We start from the raw sequence: 21,426 nt of genomic DNA on the forward strand, positions 1-21,426 counted from the left end.
TTCAGATTTCGTTAAAAAGTGTAAATTTACGGCTATCTAATTATTATTTTTTATGGACTTTAATTTATCGGAAGAACAGCTGATGATTCAGCAGGCCGCAAGAGATTTTGCACAAAACGAACTATTGCCCGAAGTTATCGAGAGAGACCGCGAGCAGAAGTTCCCTACTGAGCAGGTGAAGAAAATGGGTGAAATGGGACTTTTGGGAATGATGGTGGATCCTCAGTACGGTGGTGCTGGGATGGATAGCGTTTCTTACGTTCTGGCAATGGAAGAGATCGCAAAAATAGATGCTTCTGCAGCTGTTGTAATGTCCGTAAACAATTCATTGGTATGCGCAGGTCTTGAAAAATTTGCATCCGAAGAGCAAAAAGTGAAATATCTTACGCCTCTTGCAAGTGGAAAAGTAATCGGGGCTTTTGCATTATCTGAGCCTGAAGCAGGTTCTGATGCTACTTCTCAGAAAACAACAGCAGAAGATAAAGGAGATTATTATCTTTTAAACGGGATCAAAAACTGGATAACGAACGGTGGAACTGCTTCTTACTATATCGTAATTGCACAGACAGATCCTGAGAAAAAACATAAAGGAATTAACGCTTTCATTGTAGAAAGAGGATGGGAAGGCTTTGAGATCGGGGTGAAAGAAGACAAATTGGGAATCAGAGGAAGTGATACACACTCTTTGATCTTCAATAATGTAAAAGTACCGAAGGAAAACAGAATCGGGGAAGACGGTTTCGGATTCAATTTTGCAATGGCCGTATTGAACGGAGGAAGAATAGGGATTGCTTCTCAGGCTTTAGGTATTGCTTCAGGAGCCTATGAATTAGCTTTAAAATATGCTAAAACAAGAAAAGCTTTCAAAACAGAGATCATCAACCACCAGGCTATCGCATTTAAATTAGCAGATATGGCGACTCAGATCACTGCTGCAAGAATGTTATGCTTCAAGGCTGCTGTTGAAAAAGATGCAGGAAAAGATATCTCTGAAAGTGGTGCAATGGCCAAATTATATGCTTCTCAGGTGGCAATGGATACTACTATTGAAGCGGTACAGATCCACGGAGGTTACGGATACGTAAAAGAATATCACGTAGAAAGAATGATGAGAGATGCTAAGATCACTCAGATTTATGAAGGTACTTCCGAGATTCAGAAAATTGTGATCTCAAGAAGCATCGCAAAATAAATTAATATAAAACACACTACTTATGAAAAAAACTTTGTGGATCAGTCTGGGAGTAGTTCTTCTCCTGTTAAGCGTATTGGTATGGTATAAGTACTTTTTCGTTTTTGGAGAAGGCGTGAAGTCTGGCTATCTCAATTACGCCATCAAAAAAGGCTATGTTTTCAAAACCTATGAAGGAAAAATAATCCAGGAAGGTTTTGGGAAAGGAAAGACCGGAACTATAACAAGCTATGAGTTTGAATTTTCTGTAGAAGACCCTGAGATTTTTAAACAGTTGGAAACCAACAGTGGTAAAGTTTTTGACCTTCATTACAAAGAATACAACGGAGCGCTTCCGTGGAGAGGAAACACAAAATTTATAGTAGACAAAGTAGTGAATATGAAATAGAGAAAGGCTCCCAATTTGGGAGCCTTTCATTTACAAACCACTTTATAATATATTGACTTTTGACAAATTATATCCAAACGTGTAATATTCCTGATTAAAAACGATATTCAAAACTGAGAATATCCGTTGATTTTTAAATTTCCAGACACTCAAATAGTTTTAGAGTAGCTAAATATAAAAAGAAGACTGGCAACAGTGATTTAAATTACCTTAAAAAAATATTAAAAAATCCGTCGTTGTATATTCTGTTTTTAATCAGGGCTGTTGTCATTCGTTTTTTTATTCCTCTTTTTGTAAAAATAATATATTGCCCCTGCAATCAGGAATAAAGGCCATAACGGAAGAAGGAAAAGAAAGATAGAAGTAATTACGCCCCAACCTGATGAAATAGCTGCCAGTGATTTTTCACCGAAAGTTTTAGGCTCTTTCACATCATCTGATTGGTCAATAAGCGTTACTGTGATGCTGCATATCGTATTATCTGCATAGCTGTTTCCGGAAACCTGGATGCTTTTACTTTCTATGTCACCAATGTTACTCAGATCATTCATTAAGCTGTCGAAATTCCGGATTGGAACTTTGATGTCCATATAATATACTTTCTGGTTATTTTCGGTGTATGAAGATGTTCTGTCAGCTGCTTCTGCGCTGATATAGGAAAGTTCTTCGCTTTTTACATAACCGCTGTTTTTCACGGTTTCTTCTTTTATGAGTTCTTTTACCGTTTCCGCATTGCCGGCTTTTAAAGAAAGCAATCCTGTTTTTATCATTCTGTTTTTAAGCTCATAACTATCATTCTTAGGTTTATCCTTGTAGATAATCTTCGTTTCCTTGATTATTTTTGGTGCCGGAACATTCACCACGATTTTTTCACTTTTTTTCTCTGCAGAATCTTTTTTCTCAATTTTGGATTCTAACTTCGTAGAAGCAATCTTATCCGTCAGTGAATCTACAATTTTCGATGTATTTTCTATCTTCTCCTTTATTTCGCCTGTAGTTCCTTCCAGATCCCGTATTTTGATATTAGCAGAATCGAAAACCTTATCAGCGGTATTACTGAGGGAATTTACGGTTTCAGAAACAGAGGTAGCTGCACTGTCCGCAGCATGTACAGTTTCTTCAATTGTAGATTCTGCTTTTCCCCCTTTTTTGCACATAATAAAAGTGCTTGATAGCGCTGCAAGTAATATAAACTTTTTCATAAGATTAATTTTTGATGAAGTAAAATTAGCGGGGAAGTTCTTGTAATGCTTGTAAAAGAAATGTATGATTTTGGTAAATTGTTATTGTGTTGAAAGTCAATCAATTGTAAATTTATTATAAGAGTTTTACAAAAAAAACAATTAAATGTTAAAAATGTTAAAAGAAAATATTCATTAGAAATATAATAATATTTACCTTTGCTTTTTAAGATTTTTATAATGAAAGGAGTGTATTTTTGTTCTTATTTTTAATAGTACGGTCATTAACATTTGTTGATGATGAGATTATTATTAATTAAAAGATAAGTACAGTAATAATAAGTTTAAAAAAAGAAAAGTAATTTTATACCTCTTAATATTAAATAAAGAAAAAACTATATGAAAAAACAATTATTTTTGATGGGGATATTTCTTATTTCCAATGTCTTTTTAGCACAAACAAACCGGCTCTGGAAGGAAGTGTCTCAAAAAAATACTTCGGAAATCTTTGAAAATAAGACCAGCATTCTTCACCCCAAAATTTATAATCTTGATTTTGATAATTTAAAGAATGTTTTAGCGAAAGCACCCAAAAGATTTGCTGTTAAAGGAAAATCTGATGTTATTGTTTCTTTCCCAAATTCTAATGGCAACCTTGAAAGTTTCAAAGTAAGAGAGAACTCAAATTTCGATCCAGAATTAGCCGCAAAATATCCGGATATTAAATCTTACGTTGGTGTAAGTGAAGATGACCCTAGTTCTACTATTTATTTCAGTATTTCACCATTGGGATTATCTTCAATGGAGATTTATGGAAACAAATCAGCGGTTTTTATCGAGCCATATACAAAAGATCTTTCAACTTATGTTGTTTATAAAAAATCAGATAAAAAAGAGAGTTTAGATAAGTTTGAATGTACTGTGCTGGATGTTGCTCAAAAAGGTCTGGATAATTCTAATCTTGTCGCAAGACCAAATGCTGATGATGGAAAATTAAGAACTTTCAGATTAGCCTTATCTTGTACAGGTGAATATACAACCTATTTCGGAGGAACAATAGCGGGTGCATTGGCAGCAATGAACAATACAATGACTCGTGTAAATGGGGTTTTTGAAAAAGATTTCTCCGCAAGAATGATCATTATTGCAAACAATAATGCTGTAATTTATACTAACGCAGCTACAGACCCTTATTCTCCTTCAGCCCAAATGAATAACTGGAATGCTCAGCTACAGAATACTTTAACTGCGACAATTGGAGAAGCAAACTACGATATCGGCCATTTATTTGGAGCAACTGGTGGTGGTGGAAATGCTGGTTGTATTGGTTGCGTCTGTACAAATGGATCAAAAGGAAGTGGATATACTTCCCCGGCAAATGCTATTCCATCGGGTGATAGTTTTGATATTGATTATGTAGCCCATGAAATGGGACATCAGTTTGGAGGGAATCATACATTTTCTCATAATATTGAATCAGCAGGGGTAAATATGGAGCCCGGTTCAGGATCTACGATTATGGGGTATGCAGGGATTACCAACCAGGACGTGCAACAGCATTCAGATCCATTTTTTCATGCTATAAGTATTCAGCAGATTACCAATAATATTAAAACAAAAACCTGTCCGGTAATTACAAATACCGGAAATACTATTCCTACAGCTAATGCAGGATTAGATTATACCATTCCGAAGGGCACTCCATTTATGCTTACAGGAACGGGCACTGACGGAGATGGAGATGCTCTAACCTATATTTGGGAGCAAATGGATAAAGCTGTTGCCGGACAAACCGGAGCAAATTCTGCGGCAACTGCAACAAAAGCTTCTGGTCCTACTTTCAGATCTTGGACTCCACAAACTACTCCTATTAGATATTTTCCAACAATGACTTCAGTATTAACTGGAGCAACCACCACTCAAGGCTCGGCAATTCCTGTAGAAGCTTTATCAAATGTTGCCAGAACCTATGACTTCAGGTTTACAACTCGTGACAATAGAGCGGGAGGCTCTGGAAACAATTCTGATGATATGGTCGTTACAGTGAATGCAACTGCAGGTCCGTTTACAGTAACTTCACAAAATACTGCAGGGGTTGTCTGGACTGAAGGTCAGTCATACCCAATTACATGGAGTGTTGCCAATACAACAGCTGCTCCTGTAAGCACACCTAATGTAACAATTCTTTTGTCAAAAGACGGCGGTATCACTTTCTCAACTGTTTTGGTGGCAAGCACTCCTAATACCGGTTCTTATAATTATACTGTTCCAGGCGGTCTTGGTACAATTTCCAATAATGCCAGAATTATGGTGAAAGCTGTTAATAATATATTCTTTAATGTCAATTTACAGAACTTTACAATTAATTCATCAGTGGTAGTAAACCCACCACCAAATCCAAGAGATCCGGTAATACCTACAAGAATATACCAGGGGCTAATGATATATCCTGTGCCTTCCAATGATGGGTATGTGTATATCAAAGCAGATTTCCCTAGACAAGTACCACTTCGTCCTTACGTGGTTACTTATGAATTATTTTCAATGGATGGAAAGCTGATTGTTCCTAAAAAGACCAAATATATATTTGATCAACTTGTTGAACAGATTAACTTAAAACATTTGCCTACCGAATCCTATATGATTCATGTTACGGTAGACGGAGAGAAAATTGTTAAGAAATTAATGATGATACCTAGGTAAATTATCCAAATAGATTCCATAAAAAAACCGTTCATCTGAACGGTTTTTTATTTTTATCAAATTTAATCTTGTTGAAATTCACTGATGAAATGCAGTTTCACATTCGGGAACTTCTCCTGAGTCATATGAATAGTGAATGAAGAATCTGCCAGGAATACCAGCTGATTATATTTGTCTCTTGCAAGGAAACGCTGTTTCAATCTTGCAAATTCTTTAAACTCCTCAGATTTTTCGTCAGCCTCCACCCAACATGCCTTATGCATAGAAAGTGGCTCATATGTACATTTTGCACCATATTCATGCTCCAGACGATACTGAATAACCTCATACTGAAGTGCTCCCACAGTACCGATGATCTTTCTGTTGTTCATTTCCAGGGTAAATAACTGGGCAACCCCTTCATCCATCAGCTGATCAATACCTTTGGCCAATTGCTTGGCTTTAAGCGGATCGTTGTTGTTAATATAACGGAAATGTTCCGGAGAGAAACTAGGAACACCTTTAAAGCTTAATTTCTCACCACCCGTTAATGTATCTCCGATTCTGAAACTTCCCGTATCGTGAAGACCTACAATATCTCCCGGGAAACTCTCGTCTACAACCTCCTTTTTATCAGCAAAGAAAGCATTCGGAGAAGAGAATTTCATCTTTTTGTTTTCTCTTACCAACAGGTAATTTTCATTTCTTTTGAATGTTCCCGAAACAATTTTTACAAAGGCAAGTCGGTCTCTGTGTTTAGGATCCATATTAGCGTGAATCTTGAAAACAAAACCTGTAAAATTATTTTCCTCAGGTTTTACAAGGCGGGTATCGCTTTCTTTAGGCTGAGGCATTGGTGCAATTTCAATAAATGCATCCAGCAGCTCACGTACCCCAAAATTATTTAAAGCCGATCCAAAGAAAACAGGCTGCAAATCTCCATTCATATACTCCTCACGGCTGAATTCAGGATACACAGACTGTACAAGTTCAAGCTCATCCCTAAGACTCTGGGCAGCCTTTTCGCCGATCACCTCATCTATGGAAGGATCATTGATGTCATCAAACTTAATAGTTTCACCCACCTTCTGTTTCTTTTCTTCAAGGAACAGCTGAATATTGTTTTCCCAGATATTATAAATACCCTGAAAGTCACTTCCCATACCGATTGGAATAGATAACGGAACAACTCTTAATCCCAATTTTTGTTCCACTTCATCCAACAGGTCGAAAGCATCCTTACCCTCACGGTCAAGCTTATTAATGAAAACAAGCATTGGGATATTTCTCATTCTGCAGACCTTCACCAGTTTTTCAGTCTGTTCCTCAACTCCTTTTGCAACGTCGATCACAACGATCACGGAGTCTACAGCAGTTAAAGTTCGGTAAGTATCTTCAGCAAAATCTTTGTGACCTGGAGTGTCCAGAATATTGATTTTGTGGTCTTTATATTCAAAAGCCAATACGGAAGTCGCTACAGAGATCCCTCTCTGTCTTTCGATTTCCATAAAGTCGGAGGTAGCTCCTTTTTTTATTTTGTTCGACTTTACTGCACCAGCTTCCTGGATAGCGCCCCCGAAAAGAAGTAATTTTTCCGTAAGGGTGGTTTTTCCGGCATCCGGGTGGGAAATGATCCCGAAAGTCTTTCTTTTTTGTATTTCTTTGATTAAGTCTGACATAGTGTATTTTGAAGTTGCAAAAATCGGGATTTTTTATGAGGTTTCAAATTTATTGAAGGAATAAATAGATGATAGTTTGGTTTAATATAGAAGAGGCAAGGCTGTAGCCTGCAGTAAAGAAGTGATTGAGGGTGAAAATAAACAGCCTTATTTGATCTGAACTCAGTTAGCCGGATATTTTTTGCTGTACTTAAGATTTCAGATGATAGTTTTCCATCGTACGTTGTCCTATTTTAAGTTCAGGGCGGAAAGTTTGGATGCCAATCAGAAAATGACGGTACAGCTCACGTTTATTTTTAACGCTCAAATAGTTGTAATTAAAATCAACACTTTGTTCCGTAACCGTATTATTTTCATCCTTTTTAAAGACCCTCAAAACGATCCTGAAATTAGGCTGATTATGAATGGTATGGCTGATGTCCGGAAAGTAGACATCATTAGAATGACAGAGTTGAGCATATAACGTCTGAGCAACGATTTCATTTTTTATATTGTAAACAGATGCTCCTTTCTCATTAATGATCGTTTTACGGAAATACTTCTTTTTATAATTGAGCATCAGAAAAATTAAAAAAGCACAGCATACAATAAGCGAAACCCCTGCAAAAAGAAGAATAAAGAAGTCTGATGGTTTATCATTCAGATAGTCTGCAAAACCGTAGTCAAGAATTTCATAAAAAAGAAAAAATACCGTTACCAATACTGAAACTGTTACCAGCCATATCAGACTGACACCTAAATAAGTTAACGGCCAGTTAATTTCAGATTCCACAACGTTAAACTTCTCTTTCATCCCCATTATTTTAAGCAAAAGTCATCACTATCCATAATATAAGTCCACAGATAAGTAGCACACCCGATACAAGAATTAAAAATAGATACCCGGCACTTTTCCGGTTTACTTTCCATGTTTTTGGATCAATAAAATAATTCTGAAAAACCTGAGGGGCAATCTTCAGATCCGGTCGGAAAATACTGATCCCCTGAAGAAAATGAGCATATAAAATAAGACGGTCGCTGACTACATGCAGAGGAAGATTCATTTCAATCCGTAAAGCTGCTCTGCCTTCTTTTTCTGATGCCGTAAAAACCTCAAGCATTGGCATAACTCCACTGCTCGGTGGAAGAACTGATAAAACATCAAACTCTTTGCCTGAAGCAATAAGATCGGAATAAAGGATTTTACTTGCAATTTCACCTTTTGAATTACAGTAAAGAAGTCCCGTTTCATTAATAATGATTTTGCTTGCTACAGGATTTCTTTTGATAATATAATGTTTTACAGAAGGAATAAGAATACCAAATCCTATCGGAAAACAGATCAGTACCGGAATAAGCATCACTTCAATTCCTCTTTTGTAGATTCCATAAGCGGGAAGAAGAATGAGAAATCCAAACCCCATAAGCATTACACCGTACAGCAATCCCTGGAGCATCAACGTTGGAAACAGGCTGATTTTAGATTCTATACTTGGGAAAGACTTTTCAGAGTTCATTTTTTACAGTGATTCGGATGGATAGGCGAAAATAAGTATTTCCTTTTTTAGTTGCCCAAGGCTTCCAAAAAAATTATCTTTGTTTCTATAAAATTTTAGAGGAAAAGTATGGAAAATAGCAGGTATCCGAGGTTTACATTCACATGGATCGGCGGTCTTGTTTTACTGGCAGGATTATTTATAGGAACAGTGGCTGTTCATTTTTTCGGTAGTTTCTGGAAAATTGCTTTTAAAGAAAACCTTGAGCTTAAAGATTGGTTTTTAATGGTAACGAATGCTGCAGGATTTCTCACTGCTATTGCCTTTTTCGATTTTTTTATCGTAAGACCTACTACCGGAAAAAAACTGAATTTCAACTTTTCTACAACAAATTTTTATACTTATCTCCTGATATTTCCCCTGATGATCGGGATGATGTTTATTTCAGAATTTATCACCTCTCTTATCCCAACTACAGGGCCATTTTGGGGGAAATACTATGAATTTTTTTCACAGCTTATGGAGCAGCTGACCTTTGAACCCGTGATTATGATCATCATGACCGTAATCATAGCACCTATTTTTGAGGAAATAATTTTCAGAGGAATTATCCAGAAAGGATTGATCAATAAAGGAGTAGATCCAAAAAGAGCCATTTTTTATGCATCCATTATCTTCGGGCTTGTACATGGGAATCCATGGCAGTTTGTAGGAGCAGTATTGCTGGGATGTGTATTGGGACTGGTATATTATAAAACGAAATCGCTGCTGTTGCCAATGCTGTTGCATGGGTTTAATAACCTCTGTTCTTCTATGCTGGTTACTTATACCAAAAGCGAAAGTTTCGCAGATGCGTTCAAAATTTCGGAATGGATTATTCTGGCCATTGGAGTTGTACTTTTTTCTTTGTTCTACTATCTTTTTATGAAAAAGTATAAAGTACATTACGCTGAAATTTAAAAAAAGCAGACAGAAATAAAATTAACCGTAACAAAAGATACGGATAAAACAATTGAGCAAAAATGAATATAGATATGGAATTATTGGTTGCCACACACAACGTTCACAAAAAAGAAGAGATCCAGCAGATTCTGGGAAATGAGTTTACGGTAAAAAGCCTTACAGATTATAATATCCATGAAGAAATCGTGGAAGATGGCGATTCTTTTAATGCCAATGCCCTGATCAAAGCAAAATACTGTTTTGAAAAAACAGGAATTCCAAGTTTAGGAGACGATAGCGGCCTTGTCGTTGAAGCTTTGGATGGCAGACCCGGAATTTTTTCCGCACGCTATGCAGGAGATCATGATTTTGCTAAAAACATAGAAAAAGTTTTAGGTGAACTGAAAGAAGAAGAAAACAGGAAAGCCTATTTTATTACCGTTTTATGCTATTATGACCAAAATGGACCGAGATATTTTGAAGGAAGAGCTCACGGAAACATTTTGACTGAAAATAAAGGACATAAAGGTTTCGGCTATGATCCTATCTTCGTTCCTCAAGGATATGACAGAACCTTTGCAGAAATGAATCCTGAAGATAAAAACAAGATCAGCCACCGTAAACAGGCTTTAGATCTTTTCTTAGATTTTCTGAAAGTCAAAGATTAATCTCAGGAAAGGTTAGAAATACTGTTGATACTTTTCAAATTTAAATTTGAATCTAAAATATATGTTTAGATTTTCTGTCGTACCTTTGTTATAATAAACTATTGATTTGAGTACTTATTTAACGATATTAGGCTTTAATTCAGCTATTCCGACGATCAATTCTTCGCCTACAGCCCAATTGCTGGAAATAGAAGAAAGACATTTTCTTATTGATTGTGGAGAAGGAACCCAGGTACAGCTGAGAAAGGCAAAAGCGAGATTTTCAAAGATCAATCATATCTTTATTTCACATTTACACGGTGACCATTGTTTCGGTCTACCGGGACTTATCGCTTCATTCCGTCTTCTTGGAAGGGACAATCCTCTCCATGTTTACGGCCCGAAAGGCATCAAGAAAATGCTCGAAACCATTTTCAAGATCACAGAAACTCACCGTGGATTTGATGTTATCTACCACGAGCTGGATAAAGATTATTCCGAAAAGATTTACGAAGACAGCAGGGTAGAGGTATACACTATTCCTCTTGATCACAGAATATACTGTAACGGTTATCTTTTTAAAGAAAAACCAAAAGACAGGCATCTCAATATGCAGGAAATTGCCAAATACAGCGAAATAGAAACCTGCGATTATCATAATATAAAAGCAGGAAAAGATGTGGTGCTGAGTGATGGCTACGTTCTAAAAAATGAAATACTGACCCTTGATCCTGCGCCTCCGGTTTCCTACGCTTTCTGCAGTGATACCCGCTACCTCGAAAGTGTAATCCCGATCATTAAAAACGTGACTGTACTCTATCATGAGTCCACTTTTCTGCACGACCTTAAAGAAATGGCTGATTATACCGGGCATTCCACAGCACTGGAAGCAGCACAAATAGCCCAGAAAGCCCAGGTCGGAAAACTGATTTTAGGACATTTTTCAAACAGATATGGAGATCTTACCGTATTTACGGATGAAGCCAGGAATGTTTTTCCCAACAGCTTCCTTCCCAAAGCGCTGGAAAGCGTAAAATTTTAAACTTTGCATGCTTAATTTTGAAGAATTAAAAAGCTTTTTGAACGAAAAAGCAGATCAGTACAACAGTCCGGATTTTATTCAGGATGATCCTATCCAGATCCCACACCGTTTTACCTTAAAGCAGGATATAGAGATTGCAGGATTTCTGGCGGCAACAATCTCATGGGGAAACCGGAAATCTATCATCAGATCAGCGGACAAAATGCTTGATATCATGGGAAACTCTCCTTATGATTTTGTATTGAACCATTCTGAAAAAGATCTGGAAATCCTTCAGAATAAAAGTATACACCGAACTTTTAACGGTGAGGATTTTGCTTATTTTATCAGGCAGTTCAGTAAGATCTATAAAGAAAATGAAAGTCTTGAAAATTTATTTATGATAAAAGATCAGGAAACCAATTTTCAGCATGCCATTGAAAGATTCAGAAACAGCTTTCTGGAAACCGAAAAACACAGAAGCCATAAGCATATAAGCTCACCATACAAGAACTCTTCTTCCAAACGGATTATTATGTTCCTGCGCTGGATGGTACGGAAAGATAAACATGGCGTAGATTTTGGTATTTGGGGAAATATAGATCAGAAACACCTATCTATTCCATTGGATGTACATACAGGAAATATATCGAGAAAACTTGGTTTGGTTTCAAGGACACAGAATGACTGGAAGACAGTGGAAGAGCTTGATCTGGCAATTAGAAAATTTGATGAAGATGATCCGGCTAAATATGATTTTGCCTTATTTGGTCTCGGAGTCACCAAAGAACTCTTATAAAAAACAGGAAAAGATGAAAAAAGAAAATGAAAAAACAGAGGTTTTAGAAAAAATAGCGAACGGTATTACGTGGTGGGTAGGTTCTATTCCGTCACTTATTGTTCATACCTTATTTTTTATTACTTCATTTCTTCTGCCGATGCTCCATATAGTTGAGTTTGATAAAATGCTTCTCATTCTTACTACAGTAGTTTCACTGGAAGCTATTTATCTGGCTATTTTTATTCAAATGTCCGTTAATAAAAGCCATGAGAAAATTGAAGATATCCAGGAAGATATAGAAGACATCCAGGAAGATATCGAGGAGATCAGTGAAGATATTGAAGAGATTAGCGAGGATATTGAAGAGATCAATGAAGACATTGAAGACATCCAGGAAGATATTGAAGAGATCAATGAAGATGAAGATGATGAAGATCATAATGAGAGAGCTAAAAATGTGATTCTGAAAAGTAACGTAAGCTCCAACAAAAACGAGATCAAAGCTTTGAAAGACATTATCAGCCAGCTTCAGAATGAAATAGACCTTCTAAAAAAAGACGAATAAGCATCCTTAATTAAAAAATATAACCAGACCGGCATAAGCCGGTCTTTTGCTTTTCTATACCTGAATTAAAATCCTACTAATTTTATGGAATATGTAATTATAAAATATATTTTTTATGAATGTAAATGGTAAAATAAGGTTAAGTGCTCAAAAGGAATGTTTTTTATAGATATTTTTGTTACATTTGAACAAACAATAATAAAATGTTCAATTATAGACTGAATAATTACTTTTTAGTTACCGTGTTTCTATTGGCTTCCATGTCCGTATTTTCTCAAAAAACGGGCAGAAAGCTGCAGCCTGAAAAATTTACTGCCCAGAGTAAAAAGGCAGGAGCATTTATAGACGTTAATGTACCTACTTATGCCCCTTCAAGTTTTACCATAGAGCAGATTGTGAAAAATGTGCTGATCTCAGGAGGATCGGTCTGTGCGGCCCCCAATGTGAGCAATGTAACGATTTCCCCGAATCAGCTGGCAACAGATACAGAAAGAGCATGGGGATACTTCCATAAGGGAACGACCAATTTTCCTTTTACCGATGGAGTGGTTCTTGTTTCCGGTAAAGCAAGAAGAGCAGGAAACGGATTGGAAGGCACCTTAGGCGATGTTGTTCCCGGAGCGGGAATAAATGATCCTGATCTCGTGGCAGCTGTTAATCCGCCAGTGACCCTTAAAGATGTGGTGGCTTTAGAGTTTGATTTTGTTCCGAACAGCAATCAGGTGAAATTTAATTATTTATTTGCTTCAGAAGAATATACCAGCGGATATCCTTGTGGTGATTTTGCTGATAGTTTTGCGCTCCTGCTTAAAAAAGTAGGCGATCCTACCTATGAAAATTTAGCAGTCCTGCCCAACGGAGACGGACCTGTAAGTGTTACCAATATTATTCCGCTTGGAGTAGGATGTGACGGGGAAACTCATAATGAACAGTACTTCGCGGGATTGAATACATTGAATGTAGAAACTAATTTCATAGGAAGAACCATACCGCTGACAGCGGTTGCTACCGTAATTCCAGGCCAGACTTATCATTTTAAAATGGTTTTGGCGGATGCTTCAGATAACGGTTATGATTCTGCTGTATTTCTGCAGGGAGGATCTTTTGATATCGGGATGACGATCGTGGATGGCAACGGGAATCCTCTTGGGGATACATTAAATATGTGTGATAATACACCACAGACTTTAAAAGCAATGGTGACCACAGTTCCGGGAATGACCTACAAATGGTATAAAAACGGAGTGGTAATTCCTAATGCAACCAGTGCAGTATATATTGCTACTTCACCAGGCGTATATGAGGTAAAGACCTTTGTGGGCGGTACAGAATGCCAGAAAGCAAGTATTACCATTATTGGAGGAACTTCACCGGCGGCACAAAACGCAACATTGAAGCTTTGTGCCACCCCAACCAACAGTACTTTTAATCTTGAAGATTCAAAACCCCAGATAAGCACAACTCCGGGAGCGGTTTTTCGTTTCTATGCCAATCAGGCTGATGCGCAGGCTCAAAATAATAATTTTATTACTGGTCTGACAAATTACAATGGTACAGACGGACAAGTTATCTATGTTTTGGTCTCAAATGGAGCGTTCTGTAGTAAAATTGTGACTCTGACGTTGAAAAGAGAAGAAACACCAATAGCTCAACTAAGTGCACCGAGAATGAGGATCTGCGAAGGAGAATCTCTTGTAATAACAGCATCCGGTGGGGTAACTTATCAGTGGGGAGATACTTCTTCTACAGGAGGGGTGAGAACCGTAAGTCCAACTCAGACTACTACTTATACAGTATATGCAATTGGTGCGCAGGGATGTAAATCTCTCCAGCCTGCTACTATTACCATTGATGTTATTCCAGCCATTGTTTCTTCATTGAAAGGCGGACAGATCTGTGAAGGAGATTCAATTCTTCTGGATGCCGGATCAGGACCGGGATATACTTATGAATGGAGTACAGGAGAAACTACCCAGGCTATTAGCGTAGACACACCGGGAGAATATATAGTAATCATCAGTAATGGAGTTTGTATCAAAGAATTCAGAACCCAGGTCATCCGTGCAGTAGTTCCCGAGATTATAAAAGTAGAGTATAACGATAACGGAACCATGGTTCTTACAGCCAGCAATCCAAGTAATGGAACTTTAGAGTATTCAGTAGACAACGGATTTACATGGCAGGCTTCCAATGTATTTTCTAATGTTCCAAAAAATACAGTAATATCCATCCGTGTAAAAGTGAAAAATACCAGCTGTGTAGGATTCCTGGAATATTTTACATTTGTGATGAAGAATGTGATCACACCTAACGGAGACAACGTTAATGATATTATTGATTTCAGCGGGGTAAGCAGCTATAAAGACTTTAAAGGACTTGTTTTTGACCGCTATGGAAGAGAAGTTTTCAAAGCTGGAAAAACCAGGCCTTACTGGGATGGGTATTTCCAGGGGAAACGCCTTCCTACAGCATCTTATTGGTATCAGGTAACCTATCAGGATCCGGCAAGTAAACAGCCGGCAGTAAAAACCGGATGGATCCTTCTTAAAAACTTAGAATAATTTATTTATCTAATATGTATAAAGACTGGCATTTTTGCCAGTCTTTTTTATTGTTTTTGTATAAAGTGAGTTTATATGTTAAGATAAATAAACTTGTATTAATGATAATGTAAATTATGTTAATTTAAATTTTAATCAAAAAAAATAGTATTTTTGTTTAAAATACTATAAAATGTTAAATAGGAGGATTGGAAGTTTATTTTTGGCTTTATTTTTTGTACTCACAGGCAGTTTTGTTTTTGCTCAAAATATAGACAGATCTGCAATACCTGCAAAAAAAGCGAGTCCAACTTCTATGAAGGCAGGCGCTTTTATAGATGTAAATACACCCAACTATCCGGAGTCTAATTTCAGCATTACCCAGCTGGTAAAAGATGTATTGATATCCGGTGGAGCGTGTTCCACTTCCAATGTAAGCAACGTCAATGTTTCTCCCAATTTATCAGTGAATGATGCCAACCGAAGCTGGGGTTTTTTCAATAAAGGAACCACCGCTTTCCCGTTTGCCAAAGGTATTGTTCTTACAACCGGATATGCCCGGAAAGCCGGAAACAATCTTCAGGGTACACTGAGTGATGTCCTTCCGTCAATGGGAGATGTTGATCTGGCTACTGCTTTAAATGTCAACAATGCGTCATTAAGAGATGCTACTTATATTGAATTTGATTTTGTTCCCACTTCTACTGAAATAACATTCAGATACTTATTTGCCTCCAAAGAATATGATACTTCCCATCAGTTTGCTTGTACTATTTCAGATGGATTTGCTTTATTGCTGAAAAAATCAACAGATCCTACTTATACTAATCTCGCAGTACTGCCGGGAGGAGCAGGTCCCGTGAGTGTGACCAATATTCACCCACTGATTCCGGGAGGTTCAGGATGTGGTCCTGCTAATGAAGCCTATTTTGCAGGGGCTAATAATCCAATGGTTGAAACAAATTTTGACGGACGTACGATTCCGTTAACAGCAAAAGCGACGGTGACTCCTGGACAGACTTATCATTTCAAAATGGTTTTGGCAGATTATTCAGATCCTAATTTTGATTCTGCCGTTTTTCTTGAAGCAGGGTCATTTGATATTGGGGTGAAAATCCTGGATCCGGCTGGAGTACAGCTTCCAGCTTCTGTCAATATGTGTGATAATACACCGCAGACATTTACCGCTTCCGTGCAGGCTCCCAATGTTACGTATCAATGGTTTTTAAATAATAACCCTATTCCCGGACAAACTGGGCCAAGCTATACGGCTACGCAGCCTGGAGTATACAGTGTTCAGGTATTTATTCAGGGAAACAGCTGTCCGGGAACAGCCAGTATTACCGTAGTAGGAGGAACTTCCCCTACCGTACAGAATGCCACCCTTACCGCGTGTTATGCACCAGGGAATGCCACCTTTAATTTACCTTCAGCACAAGCATCTATAAGTACAACTGTTGGTGCAACTTTTGCCTATTATGTGAATCAGGCAGATGCCATTGCTGGAAATGGAAATACAATTCCAAGCCCTGCTACCTACTCAAGCCCGGGAGGACAAACCGTTTATGTTTTGGTGAAAAACGGGTTCTGTTCGAAAGTAGCTCAGCTTCAGCTGGTAAAAGCGCCTCAAATGACTGTGACTATTGCGCCACCGGCAGCATTAACATGTGTAAGCTCACAGACCACATTAAATGCTTCAGCTTCTGTATATCCTACAGGATCTGTATTCAACTGGACTACTGCTGGTGGAAATATTGTTTCAGGAGGAAATACATTAAATCCTGTAATCAATGCACCGGGAACCTATACTTTAACGATATCCAATACCTATCAGCCTGGAAGTGTTATCTGTACCGCAGTGGGGAACGTAACAGTTACCGGAGACAGTGCACCTCCCGTTACAGGACTTACAGCCAGTAAAATACAGATATGTAATGGTGAATCAGTTACTTTAACAGCATCCGGAGGAGTTACTTACAACTGGACCGGCCTTCCGGGAACCGGAAATACACAGACAGTAACACCTACTGCAAATACTACTTATACAGTGACTGCTGTAGGAGCCAATGGATGTGTATCTCAGAATCCTGCAACTATCACTATTGAAGTTTCGCAGCCAATAACAGTACAGAATGCTGTACTGCACAAATGCTATGCACCGGGGCTTACCTATGATCTTACCACTGCCCAAAGTCAGATTACTACAGCAGGTGGAGCGGTTACCTTTACCTATTATATCAATCAGGCTGACGCTCAGGCAGGTAATGCCAACTTTATTACAATACCCACATCGTATGCTCCACCGGGAAATCAAACCATTTATGTTTTGGTGAAAAACGGCGGATGTCATTATGTGGTTTCTTTACAGCTATTAAGAACTGCCGAAACAACGCTTACCATAGCAGCACCGCAGGAAATTACCTGTACAACTCCTCAGACTACATTAAATGCCTCGGCATCTGTAGTCCCTGCCGGATCTACAATTGCGTGGACTGCAGCAGGAGGTGGCAATATTGTTTCAGGAGCAAATACACTTAATCCTGTAGTCAATGCAGGAGGAACGTATACCCTTACTGTTTCCAATGTATCACAACCAGGAAATCTAACCTGTACCTATACAGCAAGTGTTACTGTCACTCAAAACACGTCACTGCCAACGGCAACATTAACTTCATCTCAACCCAGAATATGCGTAGGTGAGTCTGTAACGCTGACAGCTTCAGGCGGGGTAACTTATAACTGGCCAGGCCTTACCGGAAACGGAAGTACTCAGGTAGTTTCTCCTACTTCTGATACCGTTTATACTGTGTTTGCGGTAGGAGCTAACGGATGTGTTTCAGCAACTCCAGCGACAGTAACTGTTTTAGTTGGACCACCAATTGCAGGGGTAACAGCTTCTAAAGTAAAAATATGTGCCGGAGAATCTGTCACACTTACAGCTACAGGAGGATTTACCTATAACTGGGTAGGCCTTACCGGAAATGGGAACACTCAGGTAGTTTCGCCTACAGCGACGACCATATATTCTGTATATGCTCTTGGAGGAAATGGATGTAGCTCGGTCACTCCTGCTACGGTAGAAATAAAGGTTGTTCCTGCTATTGTTTCTACATTGGAAGATGTTTACGTATGTGCTGGAGATACTGGTGTTTTAGATGCAGGTGCAGGCACTGATTACACTTATATCTGGAATACGGGTGCTACTACACAGACCATTTCTACCAATGTTCCCGGAACCTATAATGTTACCATAAGCAATGGTGTATGTTCTAAGGTCTTCTCTGCAAGCTTAATGAATCCGGATCTTCCACAGTTTACCAATATTGCCTATGACAACCATGTTCTTACCCTTAGTGCAAGCAATCCTACAGGAGGCGTTTTGGAATATTCTATAGATGGAGGGATTACGTGGCAGGCATCCAATCTATTCTACAGTGTTTTAGATAATACAAATTATCATGTGATGGTCAGGGTGAAAGATGCAAAATGTGGAACATCAATAGATTACTTCACATTTGTGATCAGTAATGCTATTACACCTAATTCGGATGGAATAAATGACACCATAGACTTCTCAGGAATCAGAGGTTACAACAATTTTGCAGCTTCAGTTTTTGACCGATATGGAGCGGAATTGTTCAAAGCGACCAAAACTGATGCTATATGGAAAGGTTCTTTAAAAGGGATGAATCTTCCTACAGGCACCTATTGGTATAAAGTACAGTGGGAAAACCCGGCCAGTAAAAAGCTGGAGCAGCGGTCGGGCTGGATATTGTTAAAAAATAGAAACTAATAAATAAACCTTCCATATTTGGGAGGTTATTTTTTTTTACGTTATAAAAAAGATAAAAAATATGTCATATATTTGAAAATAAATTAAATTTGTTGAAACTAAGTATTAAAAGTATTATGAGAAGAAATCTACTGTTTTTTTTATTTTTTTTAGTCACCTCGACTTTTTTATATTCACAAAATGGTAAGCCAAGAATTCCCCACAAAGAAACGGTTTCAGGAACCAATAAAGCAGGAGCCTTTATTGACGTTAATGTTCCTCCGTATGTAGAATCCGGCTACTCCATTACACAGCTCGTAAAGGATGTACTGATCTCTTCAGGAACGAATACCTGTGTGACACCAGCGGTAACCAATGTGAAAATCACCCCTAACCACGCAGTAGGAAATGCGGACAGATCCTGGGGGTATTTTAATAAAGGAACTACCAATTTTCCTTTTAAAGATGGTATTATACTTTCTACCGGGAAAGCCGCAAGAGCAGGTAATGGCCCTGAAGGTAACTTAGGTGATGACAATGGCGGAGGAACAGATTCTGATCTTGCCCAGGCTATCGGAGCTACCGGAACACTTGCTGATGCTGTTCTTTTGGAATTTGATTTTGTACCTACCACCAGTCAGATTAAATTTAACTATATATTGGCCTCTGAAGAATACTATGGGTCTTTTCCTTGTAACTATGCAGATGCCTTTGCCATTCTACTTAAACCTACATCCGGAGGTCCCTACCAAAATATGGCAATTCTTCCGGGAGGTGCGGGACCTGTAAGTGTAACGAACATTCACCCTGCGGTACCTGGAAGCTGTGGAGCCGTTAATGAACAGTATTTTGCAGGATACAATACAACCAATATCGAAACAAACTTTGAGGGAAGAACTATTCCCCTGACTGCGACCGCTACTGTAGTTGCTGGCCAGGAATATCATTTTAAGATGGTTATTGCAGATTATACACCTTATACTTTCCCCGATCATGTTTATGATTCCGCAGTGTTTTTAGAAGGTGGATCATTTAATATTGGTGTAGAGCTTCTGGATCCAAGCGGAGCCACATTACCTTCTGACATTAATGTATGTGATAACGTACCACAGGTGATCACAGCTTCTGTAAGTGATCCTAACTTATTATACCAATGGTTCCTTAATGGAGTTCCAGTAACAGGTGCTACTACGAACACCATTACAGCTGTGCAGCCTGGAACGTATACCATTGAAGTAAGTGTTCCGGGGAATCCATGTCCGGGTAAAGCAACAATACAAATTCATGGAGGAACAACTCCGCAGGCACAGGATGCGACGCTGTTGCTTTGTTCTACACCGGATATTACCACTTTCGACCTTACCAATGCGATGCCTTCACTGAGCCCGACACCGGGAGCTGTATTTAAGTTCTATGTCAATCAGGCTGATGCAATAGCTCAAAACAATAATAATATCCAGAATATTTTAAATTATAACGGAACCGATGGCCAGATCCTCTATACGGTAATTTCAAACGGAGGATTCTGTAGCAAACTCGTAGAATTAAAGCTGTTGAAAGAAACTACACCGGTAGCAGGTCTGAAATCTTCCAGAATAAAAATATGTCCGGGAGAATCTGTAACCCTTACTGCTGAAGGAGGAGTAACTTATCAATGGATGAACTTCTCGGGTACCGGAAATACCCAAACCGCAACCTTATACCAAACTACAACCTTTACAGTGTATGCTGTAGGAGCAAAAGGCTGCCGTTCGTTAAATCCTGCTACAATAAGAGTAGAAGTTACGCCGGAGATCACTTCACCTTTAAAAGATGTAGAAATGTGTCTGGGTGACCGTGTAGTTTTAGATGCAGGAGCAGGCCCGAATTATAAATACTTATGGAGTACCGGAGCCACTACACAAACGATCACAGTAGATAGCTGGGGCATTTATACCGTAGAGGTAGATAACGGATTCTGTAAAAAGATCTTCTCAGCCAAAGTAGGAGGGGCGGCCACTCCGTTCGTTACAGCAGCTAATTACGAAAGTTCAAAAAAAACAATCACGATCATTGCTGAAAACCCTCTAATGAATAATACCCCAAGCACCTTAGAATATTCCTTAGATGATGGGATCACATGGCAGGAGTCAAATGTTTTCACTAATCTTTTAAACAATACCAATTATACGGTTATAGTGAGAAGAGTAGGAACTCATTGCGTGGGAACCTTTGATTTTTATACCCTTCAGATCAACAATATCATTACGCCTAATGATGACGGAGTGAATGATGTTCTGGATCTGAAAGCTCTTATTGGATTCAAAAACTTTACAGGATCCGTATTTGACAGATATGGTGTGGAAATGTTCAGATTCTCCAAAGAAAAACCTATCTGGGACGGAACTGTAGCAGGCAAGAAGCTTTCAACAGCGACTTATTGGTATAAATTCAATTTTGAATATCCTAAGTCTAAAGTTCAGATGAACTGGTCCGGCTGGATCATGCTGAAGAACCGAGAATAATAGATAAAGTCTACATAAAAAGCCTTTCAAGTCAAATTGAAAGGCTTTTTTATTTTT

The 21,426-nt window shown here is 38.4% G+C and carries 15 protein-coding genes; 11 read left to right on the forward strand and 4 right to left on the reverse strand.

Translation table 11 applies throughout. From position 1 onward, the window contains the following. Positions 1–52 precede the first annotated feature (52 nt). Both QF044_RS03260 and QF044_RS03265 read left to right on the forward strand, forming a co-directional pair. The gene (locus tag QF044_RS03260) at positions 53–1,192 is read left to right on the forward strand and encodes an acyl-CoA dehydrogenase (protein ID WP_307263592.1); all 1,140 of its coding nucleotides are present in this window, start codon (positions 53–55) and stop codon (positions 1,190–1,192) included. Between the two features lie 22 nt (positions 1,193–1,214). Continuing rightward, a complete protein-coding gene (locus QF044_RS03265) occupies positions 1,215–1,580 on the forward strand; it encodes a hypothetical protein (RefSeq protein WP_307263594.1) in 366 nt (121 codons plus the stop codon). Positions 1,581–1,831: 251 nt separating this feature from the next. On the opposite strand, the gene QF044_RS03270 is transcribed toward QF044_RS03265, so the two are convergent. Next, the gene (locus QF044_RS03270) at positions 1,832–2,782 is read right to left on the reverse strand and encodes a DUF4349 domain-containing protein (RefSeq protein ID WP_307263597.1); all 951 of its coding nucleotides are present in this window, start codon (positions 2,780–2,782) and stop codon (positions 1,832–1,834) included. A gap of 378 nt (positions 2,783–3,160) precedes the next feature. On the opposite strand from QF044_RS03270, the gene QF044_RS03275 reads away from it, so the two are divergent. Beyond that, complete coding sequence (locus QF044_RS03275; RefSeq protein ID WP_307263600.1) at positions 3,161–5,464, forward strand: reprolysin-like metallopeptidase; 2,304 nt, start codon at positions 3,161–3,163, stop codon at positions 5,462–5,464. 62 nt (positions 5,465–5,526) lie between these two features. On the opposite strand, the gene QF044_RS03280 is transcribed toward QF044_RS03275, so the two are convergent. From QF044_RS03280 to QF044_RS03290, 3 genes are all read right to left on the reverse strand, one after another. Beyond that, positions 5,527–7,122 carry a peptide chain release factor 3 gene (locus tag QF044_RS03280; protein WP_307263601.1) on the reverse strand — a complete coding sequence of 532 codons (1,596 nt, stop codon included), beginning with the start codon at positions 7,120–7,122 and terminating at the stop codon, positions 5,527–5,529. Between the two features lie 190 nt (positions 7,123–7,312). Continuing rightward, positions 7,313–7,915, reverse strand: a complete 603-nt coding sequence (locus tag QF044_RS03285; protein WP_307263604.1) for a hypothetical protein — start codon at positions 7,913–7,915, stop codon at positions 7,313–7,315. Between the two features lie 10 nt (positions 7,916–7,925). Further along, complete coding sequence (locus tag QF044_RS03290) at positions 7,926–8,618, reverse strand: hypothetical protein (protein ID WP_307263606.1); 693 nt, start codon at positions 8,616–8,618, stop codon at positions 7,926–7,928. A gap of 108 nt (positions 8,619–8,726) precedes the next feature. Here QF044_RS03290 and QF044_RS03295 point away from each other — a divergent pair, with 108 nt between their 5' ends. The 8 genes from QF044_RS03295 (at position 8,727) to QF044_RS03330 (ending at position 21,369) form a co-directional block, all read left to right on the forward strand. Next, positions 8,727–9,557, forward strand: coding sequence for a CPBP family intramembrane glutamic endopeptidase (locus tag QF044_RS03295; protein WP_307263607.1), 831 nt, complete (start codon positions 8,727–8,729; stop codon positions 9,555–9,557). Between the two features lie 62 nt (positions 9,558–9,619). Beyond that, entirely contained in the window at positions 9,620–10,207 is a 588-nt protein-coding gene (gene rdgB, locus QF044_RS03300) for an RdgB/HAM1 family non-canonical purine NTP pyrophosphatase (RefSeq protein WP_373462587.1), read from the forward strand. 106 nt (positions 10,208–10,313) lie between these two features. Next, positions 10,314–11,228, forward strand: a complete 915-nt coding sequence (locus tag QF044_RS03305) for a ribonuclease Z (RefSeq protein ID WP_307263609.1) — start codon at positions 10,314–10,316, stop codon at positions 11,226–11,228. 7 nt (positions 11,229–11,235) lie between these two features. After that, a complete protein-coding gene (locus QF044_RS03310; protein ID WP_307263611.1) occupies positions 11,236–12,006 on the forward strand; it encodes a TIGR02757 family protein in 771 nt (256 codons plus the stop codon). A gap of 13 nt (positions 12,007–12,019) precedes the next feature. After that, the gene (locus QF044_RS03315; protein WP_307263613.1) at positions 12,020–12,553 is read left to right on the forward strand and encodes a DUF1003 domain-containing protein; all 534 of its coding nucleotides are present in this window, start codon (positions 12,020–12,022) and stop codon (positions 12,551–12,553) included. Positions 12,554–12,756: 203 nt separating this feature from the next. Then, entirely contained in the window at positions 12,757–15,114 is a 2,358-nt protein-coding gene (locus QF044_RS03320) for a choice-of-anchor L domain-containing protein (RefSeq protein WP_307263615.1), read from the forward strand. 172 nt (positions 15,115–15,286) lie between these two features. Further along, positions 15,287–18,886 carry a choice-of-anchor L domain-containing protein gene (locus QF044_RS03325; protein WP_307263618.1) on the forward strand — a complete coding sequence of 1,200 codons (3,600 nt, stop codon included), beginning with the start codon at positions 15,287–15,289 and terminating at the stop codon, positions 18,884–18,886. Positions 18,887–19,002: 116 nt separating this feature from the next. Then, the gene (locus QF044_RS03330) at positions 19,003–21,369 is read left to right on the forward strand and encodes a choice-of-anchor L domain-containing protein (RefSeq protein WP_307263620.1); all 2,367 of its coding nucleotides are present in this window, start codon (positions 19,003–19,005) and stop codon (positions 21,367–21,369) included. Positions 21,370–21,426: the final 57 nt, after the last annotated feature.

It is taken from the genome of Chryseobacterium sp. W4I1 (assembly GCF_030816115.1).
GTDB lineage: Bacteria > Bacteroidota > Bacteroidia > Flavobacteriales > Weeksellaceae > Chryseobacterium.